This window comes from Mesorhizobium sp. M7A.F.Ca.CA.001.08.2.1, assembly GCF_003998455.1.
Lineage (GTDB): Bacteria > Pseudomonadota > Alphaproteobacteria > Rhizobiales > Rhizobiaceae > Mesorhizobium > Mesorhizobium ciceri.
Genome location: NZ_RZPW01000108.1, coordinates 1 through 11,516, shown reverse-complemented (window position 1 = coordinate 11,516; position 11,516 = coordinate 1). Strand labels below are relative to the sequence as shown.

The 11,516-nt window shown below is 64.5% G+C and carries 14 protein-coding genes; 7 read left to right on the top strand and 7 right to left on the bottom strand.

Features of this window, described 5'->3' with window-relative positions; all coding sequences use genetic code 11:
• The 4 genes from EN914_RS09420 to mntR all read right to left on the bottom strand — a co-directional run.
• Nucleotides 1–471, bottom strand: a 471-nt coding sequence (locus EN914_RS09420; protein WP_127389060.1) for an MFS transporter, incomplete at its 3' end; no start/stop codon positions are given.
• A gap of 156 nt (nucleotides 472–627) precedes the next feature.
• Nucleotides 628–1,548 (bottom strand): neutral zinc metallopeptidase, encoded by a 921-nt coding sequence (locus EN914_RS09415; protein WP_013530123.1) that lies wholly within the window; start codon nucleotides 1,546–1,548, stop codon nucleotides 628–630.
• A 199-nt stretch (nucleotides 1,549–1,747) separates the two neighbouring features.
• Nucleotides 1,748–1,936, bottom strand: a complete 189-nt coding sequence (locus EN914_RS09410) for a hypothetical protein (RefSeq protein WP_024504116.1) — start codon at nucleotides 1,934–1,936, stop codon at nucleotides 1,748–1,750.
• An 89-nt stretch (nucleotides 1,937–2,025) separates the two neighbouring features.
• A complete protein-coding gene (gene mntR / locus EN914_RS09405) occupies nucleotides 2,026–2,475 on the bottom strand; it encodes a manganese-binding transcriptional regulator MntR (protein WP_024504117.1) in 450 nt (149 codons plus the stop codon).
• A gap of 235 nt (nucleotides 2,476–2,710) precedes the next feature.
• Between mntR and EN914_RS09400 the strand changes: the two genes are divergently transcribed.
• The 3 genes from EN914_RS09400 to EN914_RS09390 all read left to right on the top strand — a co-directional run bounded on the left by EN914_RS09400 (nucleotide 2,711) and on the right by EN914_RS09390 (nucleotide 5,764).
• The gene (locus EN914_RS09400) at nucleotides 2,711–4,075 is read left to right on the top strand and encodes an Nramp family divalent metal transporter (RefSeq protein WP_013530120.1); all 1,365 of its coding nucleotides are present in this window, start codon (nucleotides 2,711–2,713) and stop codon (nucleotides 4,073–4,075) included.
• Between the two features lie 87 nt (nucleotides 4,076–4,162).
• Nucleotides 4,163–5,011 carry a protein-L-isoaspartate O-methyltransferase gene (locus EN914_RS09395; RefSeq protein WP_024504118.1) on the top strand — a complete coding sequence of 283 codons (849 nt, stop codon included), beginning with the start codon at nucleotides 4,163–4,165 and terminating at the stop codon, nucleotides 5,009–5,011.
• 102 nt (nucleotides 5,012–5,113) lie between these two features.
• Nucleotides 5,114–5,764 carry a dihydrofolate reductase family protein gene (locus tag EN914_RS09390; RefSeq protein ID WP_024504119.1) on the top strand — a complete coding sequence of 217 codons (651 nt, stop codon included), beginning with the start codon at nucleotides 5,114–5,116 and terminating at the stop codon, nucleotides 5,762–5,764.
• 112 nt (nucleotides 5,765–5,876) lie between these two features.
• Here EN914_RS09390 and EN914_RS09385 read toward each other — a convergent pair whose 3' ends face one another.
• Nucleotides 5,877–6,746, bottom strand: a complete 870-nt coding sequence (locus tag EN914_RS09385; protein ID WP_024504120.1) for a LysR family transcriptional regulator — start codon at nucleotides 6,744–6,746, stop codon at nucleotides 5,877–5,879.
• Nucleotides 6,747–6,844: 98 nt separating this feature from the next.
• On the opposite strand from EN914_RS09385, the gene EN914_RS09380 reads away from it, so the two are divergent.
• Complete coding sequence (locus EN914_RS09380) at nucleotides 6,845–7,444, top strand: LysE family translocator (RefSeq protein WP_024504121.1); 600 nt, start codon at nucleotides 6,845–6,847, stop codon at nucleotides 7,442–7,444.
• 252 nt (nucleotides 7,445–7,696) lie between these two features.
• Here the strand turns inward: EN914_RS09380 and EN914_RS09375 are convergent, their stop codons facing one another.
• Nucleotides 7,697–8,491: an SDR family oxidoreductase gene (locus EN914_RS09375; protein ID WP_024504122.1), complete on the bottom strand. Its 795-nt coding sequence runs from the start codon at nucleotides 8,489–8,491 to the stop codon at nucleotides 7,697–7,699.
• A gap of 210 nt (nucleotides 8,492–8,701) precedes the next feature.
• Between EN914_RS09375 and EN914_RS09370 the strand changes: the two genes are divergently transcribed.
• Nucleotides 8,702–9,160 carry a MarR family winged helix-turn-helix transcriptional regulator gene (locus EN914_RS09370; protein ID WP_024504123.1) on the top strand — a complete coding sequence of 153 codons (459 nt, stop codon included), beginning with the start codon at nucleotides 8,702–8,704 and terminating at the stop codon, nucleotides 9,158–9,160.
• A gap of 21 nt (nucleotides 9,161–9,181) precedes the next feature.
• On the opposite strand, the gene EN914_RS09365 is transcribed toward EN914_RS09370, so the two are convergent.
• On the bottom strand, nucleotides 9,182–10,360 hold the full coding sequence (locus EN914_RS09365; protein ID WP_127389059.1) for an MFS transporter: 1,179 nt from the start codon (nucleotides 10,358–10,360) through the stop codon (nucleotides 9,182–9,184).
• A 208-nt stretch (nucleotides 10,361–10,568) separates the two neighbouring features.
• On the opposite strand from EN914_RS09365, the gene EN914_RS09360 reads away from it, so the two are divergent.
• Nucleotides 10,569–10,931 (top strand): helix-turn-helix transcriptional regulator, encoded by a 363-nt coding sequence (locus EN914_RS09360; protein WP_013530112.1) that lies wholly within the window; start codon nucleotides 10,569–10,571, stop codon nucleotides 10,929–10,931.
• Between the two features lie 68 nt (nucleotides 10,932–10,999).
• The coding region (locus EN914_RS09355) for a metallophosphoesterase (protein ID WP_164778694.1) at nucleotides 11,000–11,516 on the top strand (517 nt) is incomplete at its 3' end.

The following is an 11,516-nucleotide window of genomic DNA, read 5'->3' as shown; positions in this document are numbered from 1 at the left end:
GCCCAGAACCGGCCCGATGACGAAGCCGACGCCAAATGCGATGCCGAGCAGGCCGAAATTCTTAGCCCGATTGTCATCGTTCGAGATGTCGGCGATGAAGGCCGATGTCGTCGAATAGCTGGCGCCCGAAATGCCGGCCAGCACGCGCCCGATGAACAGCATCGGGTAGGACCAGGCGACGGCGCAGATCAGATTGTCGATGGAGAAGGTCAGCACCGATGCGAGCAGGATCGGCCGCCGCCCGAACCGGTCGCTCAAGCCGCCCATGATCGGCGCGAAGAAGAACTGCATCGCCGCATACACGAAGAACAGCCAGCCGCCTTCGATCGCCGCGCCGCTGATGCTGACCCCGGTCAATTCCCGGAGATAGGCCGGCAGCACCGGCATGATCATGCCGAAGCCGATAATGTCGAGCAGCAGCGTGGTGAAGACGAGCGCAAGGCCCCGTCTGGCGGTTTTGGGGTCGATCATGCAGGATCAAGCTCCTCTGCTCGCCCTCAGGCGCAGGCGGACGCACCTTATAGGCGAGCTCGCGGAAAGGAACAATGCAGGAACAGGCCGAATCTATTCATCCTGACACCACCTGACGGCAGCATCGCCGGCAGGTGAAGCTCGACAACGGTCTGGTCAGATCGGCCCACTCAGCGTGTTGCAATCCGACAGCTTGCCGCTCTTGTAACCACGCGCCAGCCAGGTCTGCCGCTGCTGCGAGGTGCCGTGGTTGAAGCTTTCCGGCACGACATAGCCCTGCATCTTCTTCTGCAGCGTGTCGTCGCCGATCTGCTTGGCGGCGTTCAGCGCGCTTTCGATGTCGCCCTGCTCCAATATGCCTTTCTGTCCGGTGTAGTGGGCCCACACACCGGCAAAGCAGTCGGCCTGAAGCTCGATTCGCACCGACATCTGGTTGGCCTCGACCTCGCCCATGCTCTGCCGCATCTGGTTGAACTTGGACATGATGCCGGTCAGGTTCTGCACATGATGGCCGATCTCATGCGCGATCACATAGGCGCGGGCAAATTCGCCCGAAGCGCCGAACTGCTGGTCGAGTTGCTGGAAGAAGGTCATGTCCAGATAGACCTTGTGGTCGCCGGGACAATAGAACGGTCCGGCCGCCGCGGAGGCAAAGCCGCAGGCCGAACGGACCTGGCCGGAAAACAGCACCAGCTTGGGATCCTCGTAGGTCAATCCCTGCGACTTGAAGATGCCGGTCCAGGTGTCCTCGGTCTCGGCCAGCACGGTCGCCACGAACTGCTTCATCTCGTCATTGGCCGGTGTGGCACCGTTGTCCTGGCCGCTGTTGTCGGTGATCTGGCCGCCGCCGCCCGGCAGCAGGCCGCCGTCGCCGCCACCCAGGATCGTCGAAGGATCGAAGCCGAAATACCATCCGGCCAGCACCACCAGGATGACGAGGAAGATGCTGCCGCCGCCACCGGTGCGGCCGCCGATCGGAATGCGGAACTGGCCACCGCCGCCGCCGAGTCCGCCACCGCCGCTGTCGCTGCGGTCGTCCTCGATATTGTCACTCTGACGACGGCCCTTCCAGAGCATGGCAACTCCTCGTACAGCAAACCTCCCCGTTGCTCCGGGGCGACAAACAATTATCCCAACGGTTGCGCCAAGTCACAGCATTTTTCGATGGCCTTTTTGGCCACACGCGTCGCCTTGCGGCCAAGTTCGTTGTGGCGAGCGGCTCGGCGTGGCAATCGTCCCCGTGGCCTACAGCCGATCACGTAAGCCCGACAGAGAGCTAATCTTCCTGCTTGGCGCCGGCGCTCCTGCCGTCGGAGCTCTTCGAACGCTCCTCGAAACGCGCCGCGCCCTTTTTCAGCGGATGGCCGGTTTCGGCTTCGGTCTTGCGCTCATCCCTGGCCGCCGCCTGTTTCAGTCCCTCGGCTGCCTGCTTGCCCTTTGCCGCCGGCGTTTGTTCGATGCCCATCGTTTCCTCCCTTTCGCGCGCCAATCGCACGGATCTGGTGCAAACGTGTCTGGCGTGCGACGGTTCCGGCGACGCGGGAACTCTGGCGCTCAGCGCGCCGTCATCGCCTTGCGGAAGGCTTCCAGCGTCTCGGCGCTGACATGGTGCTCGATGCCCTCGGCATCGATGCGCGCTGTCTCCGCACTGACACCGAGCGAGCGCAAGAAAGCTTCCACCGTCTGGTGGCGGATGCGGCTTTCCTCCGCGACTTTGCGGCCGGCTTCGGTCAGGAACACGCCACGATAGGGTTTTCTCGACACCAGACCGTCGGCGCACAGCCTGGTCAGCATCTTGGCCACTGTCGGCTGCGCGACACCGAGCCGTGCGGCGATGTCGACCTGACGCGCCTCGTTGCCGTCTTCGATCAGGTCGGCGATCAGTTCGACATAATCCTCGACCAACGCACTACGGCGCGCTTCGCGCTGCTGCCGGAAGCCCTCCGAATGAATTTCGGCGTCGAGCAGCGGCTCGCGCGGAACTGGTCTGTTCTTCAGCACCAATACGCGCTCCTCCCAGGACTATTTGCCATCCATGCTTTCATAGCACGGGCTCTGATTCTTCAGGCCGTTTATTTGCATTCCGCAACAGGTGCAACCGGGGCTTCCGATTGCCGTTTCACCCGATGACCGCCAGCCGGATAAAAAGCAACGACAATGAAATATAGCATATTGCATAATGTTGAGCCATGGCATAGCTTAAGGCAACATCGTCCAGTCTCGCGGAAAGCCATCCTTCATGTCCGAAGCCGAAGCCACAGCCTCCCGTTCCTCATGGCGGTTCGCCAGGCCCGACGAGGACGAGCAGCCCAGCCTGCGCGAAGTCAATTCCTCTATCGCCGTGCCGAACTCGGGCGTCTGGTTCCGTCGCCTGTTCGCCTTCATGGGTCCCGGCTACATGGTCTCGGTCGGCTATATGGACCCCGGCAACTGGGCGACCGACCTCGCCGGCGGCGCCCAGTTCGGTTACACGCTGCTGTTCATCATCATGCTGTCCAACCTGATGGCGATCCTTTTGCAGGCGCTGGCGGCACGGCTCGGCATCGCCACCGGCCGCGACCTCGCCCAAGCCTGCCGGGCCTATTATCCCCGGCCGGTGAACTTCGTGCTGTGGATCGCCTGCGAGCTGGCCATCATCGCCTGCGACCTGGCCGAAGTCATCGGCACCGCGATCGCATTGCAGCTTCTGTTCGGCATTCCGCTGATCGGCGGCGCCATGCTGACGGCGCTCGACGCCTTCCTCGTGCTGCTCCTGATGAACAAGGGGTTTCGCTATCTCGAAGCCTTCGTCATCGCGCTTTTGATCATCATCTTCAGCTGCTTCGCCATCCAGATCTTCGTCGCCGCCCCGCCGGCCGGTTCGATCCTGCATGCCATGTTCGTGCCGTCGTCGGAAATCGTCACCAATCCGGCGATGCTCTACATCGCCATCGGCATCATCGGCGCCACCGTCATGCCGCATAATCTCTATCTGCACTCCTCGATCGTGCAGACCCGCGCCTATGAACGCACCGACAAGGGCAAGCGCGACGCCATCAAATGGGCAACGACGGACTCGACCATCGCCCTGATGCTGGCTTTGTTCGTCAACGCCTCGATCCTGATCGTGTCCGCGGTCGCCTTTCACAACACCGGCCACCAGGACGTCGCAGAGATCGGCCAGGCCTTCGAGCTGCTGTCGCCACTGCTCGGCCTCGGCATCGCCTCGATCCTGTTCGCGGTGGCGCTGCTGGCTTCCGGCCTGAACTCGACGGTGACGGCCACGCTCGCCGGCCAGATTGTTATGGAAGGCTTCCTGCGCCTGCGCATCCCCAACTGGGCACGCCGGCTGCTGACGCGCGGCCTCGCCATTATCCCGGTGGTGGTCGTCACCGCGCTCTATGGCGAAAAGGGCACCGGCCAGTTGCTGGTGTTCAGCCAGGTCATCCTGTCGATGCAACTGCCCTTCGCGGTCGTCCCGCTGGTGCAGTTCGTCTCCGACAAGAAGAAGATGGGCAATCTCGCCATTCCGCGCGGCGTCGCAGCCCTTGCCTGGGTGGTCGCCGCGATCATCCTGGTGCTCAACTTCAAGCTGCTCTACGACACCATGTTCGGGGTCGGCTGAGTTCCGCTTCGCCTGGAAACCGGCTGCCCTCTGCGCAGGGGGCAGCCTCGCGACAAATCGGCAATCCGCGCTATGTTTTCCGGCATCATGACCCGGATCGAAGACATCAGGAAATTCTACGCGCGGCTGCTGGCCGCCAATGCCGGCTCGCCCGACCCACGTCTGGAAGCGGCTTTCGCCGACGTGCCGCGCGAAGCGTTTCTCGGTCCCGGGCCGTGGACGGTCGTCGCCGGCAACGGCAAGGTCATAACACCGAGCGCCGATCCGGCTCATATCTATCAGAACGTGCTGGTGGCGCTCGACGACGACAAGGGCATCAACAATGGCGAGCCATTCCTGCACGCCATGTGGATTGGAAAGCTTGAACCGAAACCCGGTGAGGCGGTTTGCCATATCGGCGCCGGCACCGGCTATTACACCGCCGTGCTGGCCCGGCTGGTTTCGCCAGGCGGCATCGTCACCGCTTTCGAACTCGACGAGAAGCTGGCCGATCTGGCGCGGCAAAATCTCGAAGCCTATGGCAATGCGACGGTGGTCCATGGCGATGCCGTGACGACGCCCCTGCCGCCATCCGACATCATCTATGTCAATGCCGGGGTCGCAGCGCCCCCGGCCGGATGGCTGAAGGCGCTGCGGCCAGGCGGCCGCATGATCTTTCCCTGGCGGCCGGCCGAGCGCGTCCCGCTGGCGGTGATGGTGACACGCACGCAAAAAGGCTTCGCCTGCGATCCGTTCATGCGGTCGTGGTTCATTCCCTGTGTCGGCGCCTCGGTCGCGGACCCCGCGGCGATGATCCCCACCGGCGAGCAGGCCGCGCGCAGCCGCTCGATCTGGCTGGCGCAGGACAGGGCGCCGGACGACACCGCCACCGCCATATCAGGCGATGTCTGGTTCTCGTCGGAAAATCTCCACACCGAGCCTCGCAAGCAACGGTGATTTTCCAAAATTTCGTCCTGTCCTGTCGGACCGGTGGCTCGTCGCCCGTCCTTGGGCTGAAGTCCGCCACGACGGCGTGGACCGAAGAACGGGAGCATTGGAATGAGAAAGATCATCTCTGCGACATTCATCAGCCTCGACGGCGTCATGCAGGCGCCCGGCGGCCCCCAAGAGGATCCGGTCGGCGGCTTCAAGTTCGGCGGCTGGACCTTCCATTACTTCGACGAGGCGGGGGGCGCGGCGATGGATGAACTGTTCTCCAAGCCTTTCGCCCTGCTTCTCGGCCGCAGGACCTACGATATCTTCGCCGCCTACTGGCCGTATCAGAAAGATCCGATCGCGGATGCCTTCAACCCCGCGACCAAATATGTCGCGACGCATCGGCCCGACACCCTCACCTGGCAGAACACGCAATCGCTCGGGCCCGATATCGTTGCGGCGTTGCGCCGCCTCAAGCAGGAGGATGGACCCGACCTGCTCATCCAGGGATCGGGCAACCTGATCCAAACGCTGCTCGCCAACGGGCTGATCGACGAGATCCGGCTGATGGTCTTCCCGCTGTTGCTGGGCAAGGGCAAGCGGCTGTTCGGCGACAGCGCGATCCCGGCCGCCTTCAAGCTCATTAAGTCGCAGGCAACCGGCACCGGCGTCATCATGGCGACCTACGAACGCGCGGGCGAGGTCAAGGTCGGGTCGTTTGTCACGGGAGAGCCGTCGGAAGCCGAGCTCGAGCGGCGCAGGAACTGGAAGTAGCAGGACCTGGGTTCCTCGCCCCACGATGAAAGATCGACCCCCCACTCGGTCGAGCTTCGCTCGACACCTCTCCCCGATCGACGGGGGAGAGGAACCCAAGTTCTGAGAAGCTTCAAGCAGCGACTGGTCGCCGCGCCAGCCCTTCCCGTATATGCCGTGCGAATTCCTGCGCCGCGGGACCTACCCCATGCCTCGGCAGATGCAGGTTGATGGCAAAATTCGGCAGCGGCGGCAGGCCGGACTCCGATGGTAATATGTCGAGATCGGCTGGCACCGTGGAGGCCAGCCAGGTGGTGACGGCGAGGTCGGAGCGCACCGTCGCGGTCGTCGCGTCGATGTTGCCGTTCTCGAACACGGTGCGCCACTCCAGCCCATGCTCACCGAGCGCCGCCAGCACAGCCGGCCGGAAAGCGCAGGTGTCGGCGACGATCGAGACCGGCAGCGGCCGCTTGGCGCGGGCAACGCCGCCCTTGGCACCGACCCAGACCAGCCGGTCAACGACGAGGCATTCGCCGGCCGACGGGCCGGCGCATTCCTCGATCACGGCAAGGTCGATGGTCCCGGCCGCAAGGGCAGCAGTCAATTCTGGCGACGAGGCGCAGACCAGCGATATCTCGACCTGCGGATAGGTCTCGGCATAGGTCTTCAGCACCGGCGCCAGCAAGGTGCCGACAAGGTCGTAGGGCACGCCGAGCCGCACCTGGCCGGCCACCGGTGTCCCAGCCATTTCGGCCCAGATCTCGTCATTCAAGGCCAGCAGCCGCTTGCCCCTGCCGAACAGCTGTTCACCGGCGCGCGTCAGCCGCAAGCCGCGCCGGTCGCGCTCGAAGAGGCTCGAGCCGAACGCCTCCTCCAGCCGTTTGACCTGCTGGCTGACAGCACCTTGCGTCAGGTGCAGTGCATTGGCCGCCGCTGTCATGCTGGCCTTGTCGGCGACGGTGATAAAGGTGCGGATCAGCGCCATGTCGAGATTTCGGATCATGGTTGGCATTATGCTTGCTAATGTCAACCATAGCAAACATTGCATTTACTGAAGCTCGTGCGCAGCTACGATGGCAGCCCTCCCACCGAGGACGCCGCATGCTCGAGCCCATTTTCCCGCTCATCCTGTTTGCCATCGTCGCCACCACTACGCCCGGCATCGCCACGACCCTGTCAACGGCATCGGGCGCGCAGTTCGGCTTTCGCCGTTCGGTACCCCTGCTGATCGGCAGCGCCGCCGGCCTCGCCACGGTGACGAGCGCCGCCGCCGCCGGGCTCGCCGGCCTGCTGCTCGCCGTGCCCTCGCTGCAACTGGCGATGAAGGTCACCGGCTCACTTTATCTCGTCTGGCTGGCGATCAAGATCGGCCGCAGCGGACCGCCTAATCTGGATGTGACCATGACCAGGCCGAACAGCTTTCTCGGCGGCGCCGGCATTCAATGGATGAACCCGAAGGGATGTGCGATGGGACTGGGCGCCGCGGCGTCGTTCGCGGCATTGGCTAGCGGACCGATGCAGCTCGCGCTGCTGCTCGGCGCCACTTTCGGCCTCGCGGCCGCCGCCTCGCTGTCGCTGTGGTGCGTGGCCGGCATGGTGCTGGCGCGGCTGCTCAAGACCGAGTGGCAATGGCGCGCGCTCAACGTCGTGTTGGCGCTGGTACTGGCCGCCTCGATCATTCCGATGTGGCGGTCGGTGTAAAGCGCTCAAGCCAAAACCCGCGCCAGCCCCCCACCCTGACCTTCGGTCCGACCTCCCCACAAGGGGGAGGTGGGGAGTCCAGCTTTTCGCACCCCACAAGACCATTGTCGCATGGGCGGACAAGCCGCGTCCCCAACCTTCCCCCTTGTGGGGGTCCGAAGGACGGGCGAGACCCGTGGCTCGCCCCGGCAAGTCGCTGCGAAGCAGCGGGGTGGGGGTCCTGGTTCGCAAAGCGAACCAGCCTCTCAAACGTCAAACCCCGTAACGCGCCGCCGGCTTGTCGGCGTGCAGGCTGCCGTAGAAGGCTTGCCGGGCGCCGAGGAATGTGTCGAGCTTGGCCGCATCGACAAGCGCGGGCACGGTGACCGCCTCGCCTTTGGCCAAGCCGACAAGTGCGGCATCGACCATGTCGTCGGCGGTCATGATGATCTCCTTCGGAACGTTTGCGATATCGGTGCCGGCAAGTTCCCAGAAATCGGTCCGGGTCGCGCCCGGCAGCACCACCTGCACCTTCACATTGGTGCCCTCGACCTCACGGTGCAGGGCTTCGGTGAAGTTGACCACATAAGCTTTGGTGCCGCTGTAGATGCCGCCGAAGGAGGTGTCGAAGGCGAGCACCGAGGCGATGTTGACGATGCCGCCGCGGTTGCGTGCCAAAAGCCCCGGCAGCACGGCGCGGGTTAGACGCGTCAAGGCGATGGTGTTGACCTTGATCATGCGCTCGGCCGCGTCGACATCGGCGGTGGCCACGACGGCCTGGCCGCCGATGCCGGCATTGTTGACCAGCAGTGTGATGCTCTCGTCGGCTGTTACAGCTTGCTCGACGCGGCGCACATCATCGTCGTTTGCAAGATCGGCGCTGATCACGCCGACCTTGCGGCTATAGGTCTGGCGCAGCTTCCCGGCCAGTTCCTCCAGCCGGTCGGCGCGCCGCGCCACCAGCACCAGATCGTAGCCCTGCCCCGCCAGCCGGTCGGCATAGACCGCGCCGATGCCCGACGAAGCACCGGTGACGACCGCCGTGCCTTTGTTGCCCTGTCCACTCATTGTCCTGTTCCTTCTTCAACTGATCTTGTTCGTTTCGAATGACCCCCGGCGCCGTGGCATCTGCCGCGCTGCCGGAAAGCCGCTTGATCTGATTTAGTGGCATATACCACTAATTGTGAAGTAGGCATATGCCACTATCTTGTCAATGAGACGGGCGGGGATTATTTGAGGGGAGCAGCCGGGCCTCATTCGCCGGCGCCAGGGACCATCATGTCAAAGGACAGCCTGCCCGGCCTCACGCTCTGCAACAACGCCGCGCTGCGCCGCGCGGCGCGCAAGCTCGGCAAGTTTTATGATGATGTGGTGGAGCCGTCAGGCCTCAAGGCGACGCAGCAGGGCCTGCTTTACCAGATCCATATGGGCGATGAGCCGGCGATGGGCGCCATCGCCACGTCGCTGATCATGGACCTGTCGGCGCTCGGCCATACGCTGAAACCGCTGATCCGCGACGGCTATGTCGAGACCTTCGCCGACCCGGAGGACCGCCGCGTCAAGCGTGTACGACTGACGCCAAAGGGCCTGGACAAGATCGAGGAAGCGATGAAACTGTGGCAAATCGCCCAGCAGCGTTTCGAGGATGTCGTCGGCAAGGACAAGGCCGAAGATTTGCGCGCGGCTCTGGATGAGATCGCCGCGCTGGATTTTGATCTGCCGCCGGCCACGCCCTAAGGCCAGCGTTTGCCAAAGACTCTACTCGGCAGGCATTTCTACAGGCCGAGCCGCCCAGCGGCCGGCGACCACGACGCCAAGCCCGACGATCGGGAAGATCGCGGCGACCAGGCCGAGATCGGCCGGCGCGCCGTAGCGCAGCACGGCACCACCGACCACGGCACCCAGCGCCACGCCGAGATAGAGCGCCGAGGCGTTGAGCGACAGCACGATCGGGGCGGCATCGGGCGCCAGCTTGATGATGCGGCTCGCCTGCGCCGGCGGGAACGCCCAGCCGACGATGCCCCACGGCACCATCATCGCCATCAGCGCCGGCCCGGCAATATGGTGCGGCAGGAAGGTCGGGATGACCGACAATAAGACCAGCATGGCTGCACTCAGCGCCAGCGACCAGCCGACGGTGCGGGTCGCACCGAACCGGTCGGCGGCCTGGCCGCCGCCAATGTTGCCGATGACGGCGCCGACGCCGAAGGCGAGCAGCATGCCGGGCAGCGCGATCTGGCTGAGACCGCCGCCCTCGATGGCAAGCGGCGCGACATAGGCAAAGACGGTGAAGGCGCCGATCAGCGCCAGCACTGTCGTCAACAGGATCGGCATCACGCCTGGACGCAGCGCTGCCGCCAGCCTGTGCTTCAAGGGCAGCCTGGTGCCGACGATGCCCTGCGGCAGCCGGTACCACAGGATCGCGCCTGCAAGCGCGCCAAGGCCGGCGATGGCAAAGAAGGTACCGCGCCAGCCGGCGACGGTGGCAACGAGCGCGCCGAGCGGCGCACCGAGCGCAACGGCCACAGTGGTGCCGCCGACGACGACGGCGATGGCACGCGCCCGGTGATGATCATCGACCAGCGCTACTGCGGTGCCCTGCGCGGTTGCGGCGAACAGGCCCGACGACAGCGCCATGACGATGCGCGCGACCAGAAGCAGTTCGAAGGAGGAACTCAAGGCCGCGGCGATGTTGCCGATGACGAAGAACACCAGCGTCCACAGGATGACGCGGCGCCGGTCCCATTCGCCGGTCAGCGTCGCCAGGATCGGCGTGCCGACCGCATAGGCGAGCGCGAAGGCGGTAATCAGCGTGCCGGCCAGCGGAATGGAGATGCCGGCATCCGCCGCGATGTCGGGCAGAAGGCTGGAGATGACGAAGCCTTCGGTCGAGATCGTGAACGATCCGAGCGCGAGCCAGAAGAGGCGCTTGTCCATGGCGGGATGTCCTTAGTTCAAAAGTTATTGAACAATTGGACATAACGGGGCATCATGTCAATGAAGCCAGGGAAAAATAGCTGAACCTTCCTGACAGCCCTGTGTCAGCACAGGCCGGGCGGGGTTCGCGCGAGACGGAGAAAGGCCATGTGGAGCCAACAATGATGGATGCGTTGAAATCGGACCCGACTGTGCTTAGTTTCGAGCCATGACCTTGCCACACCCCAATACGGACCAGATCAGCCTGCCGATCGTGCTTGGCGTGCTCGGCGACCCGACGCGGCTTGCCATCGTGCGCTATCTCGCCAGCAAGCAGGGCGTGCCGCTGAACTGCAGCCAGTTCCTCGATTTCGGCTCGAAGACCAATCTGAGCTACCACCTCGCCAAATTGCGCGAGGCCGGCGTCACCCGCGCCGAGGTGGTCGGCACCAACCGCATGATCACACTGCGCCGGGCCGATCTCGACGCCCGCTTCCCCGGCCTGCTCGACAGCGTCATCGCCGCCGCCGGCGACGATCCCGCACTGCCGGCGGTTGGCGGCCACGATATCGAAGTGCACGCCCGACCCTGAAGGACTTGGGTTCTTCGCCCACGAACGTGGGGAAAAGGAAAAGCGGCGTCACACAGGAGCTTCCCGAAATGCGCATCGCCGTCCTCGCCGACATCCACGGCAATGTGCTGGCGCTCGACGCCGTGCTTGACGACCTGCGCCGGCGCGGCGGCGCCGACCTGACCGTCAATCTCGGCGACAGCGTTTCCGGCCCGCTATGGCCGCGCGAAACGATGGAACGGCTGCAGGCGCTGAACCTGCCGACGGTGCGCGGCAACCACGACCGCCGTGTTGCCGCCGACCCCGCTGATGACACCATGTGGCCCTCCGACGTCTATGCGCAGGAGCGGCTGACCGAGGCACAGCGCCAGGTGCTGTTCGCCCAGCCGTTGACGCTGGAGATCGCACCCGGAATCATCGCTTTCCACGCCCGTCCCGACCATGACGAGAAATATCTCACTGATACCATCGTCAATGGCCAGTTGGTGCGCGCGCCGCTGACGGCAATCCGGCGGCGGCTGAAGGCGCTCGACCCGGCTTGCCGCATCGCGCTGTGCGGCCACAGCCACCGCGCGGAACTGATCCGCGCGGTGGCTGTGGCCGCAC

Coding starts and splice junctions, on each gene's coding strand:
- EN914_RS09365 (WP_127389059.1), bottom strand. CDS start 10,360: ATGGACAAGCGCCTCTTCTGGCTCGCGCTCGGATCGTTCACGATCTCG.
- EN914_RS09375 (WP_024504122.1), bottom strand. CDS start 8,491: ATGAGTGGACAGGGCAACAAAGGCACGGCGGTCGTCACCGGTGCTTCG.
- EN914_RS09395 (WP_024504118.1), top strand. CDS start 4,163: ATGACCCGGATCGAAGACATCAGGAAATTCTACGCGCGGCTGCTGGCC.
- EN914_RS09385 (WP_024504120.1), bottom strand. CDS start 6,746: ATGATCCGAAATCTCGACATGGCGCTGATCCGCACCTTTATCACCGTC.
- EN914_RS09400 (WP_013530120.1), top strand. CDS start 2,711: ATGTCCGAAGCCGAAGCCACAGCCTCCCGTTCCTCATGGCGGTTCGCC.
- EN914_RS09415 (WP_013530123.1), bottom strand. CDS start 1,548: ATGCTCTGGAAGGGCCGTCGTCAGAGTGACAATATCGAGGACGACCGC.
- EN914_RS09390 (WP_024504119.1), top strand. CDS start 5,114: ATGAGAAAGATCATCTCTGCGACATTCATCAGCCTCGACGGCGTCATG.
- EN914_RS09410 (WP_024504116.1), bottom strand. CDS start 1,936: ATGGGCATCGAACAAACGCCGGCGGCAAAGGGCAAGCAGGCAGCCGAG.
- EN914_RS09380 (WP_024504121.1), top strand. CDS start 6,845: ATGCTCGAGCCCATTTTCCCGCTCATCCTGTTTGCCATCGTCGCCACC.
- EN914_RS09370 (WP_024504123.1), top strand. CDS start 8,702: ATGTCAAAGGACAGCCTGCCCGGCCTCACGCTCTGCAACAACGCCGCG.
- EN914_RS09360 (WP_013530112.1), top strand. CDS start 10,569: ATGACCTTGCCACACCCCAATACGGACCAGATCAGCCTGCCGATCGTG.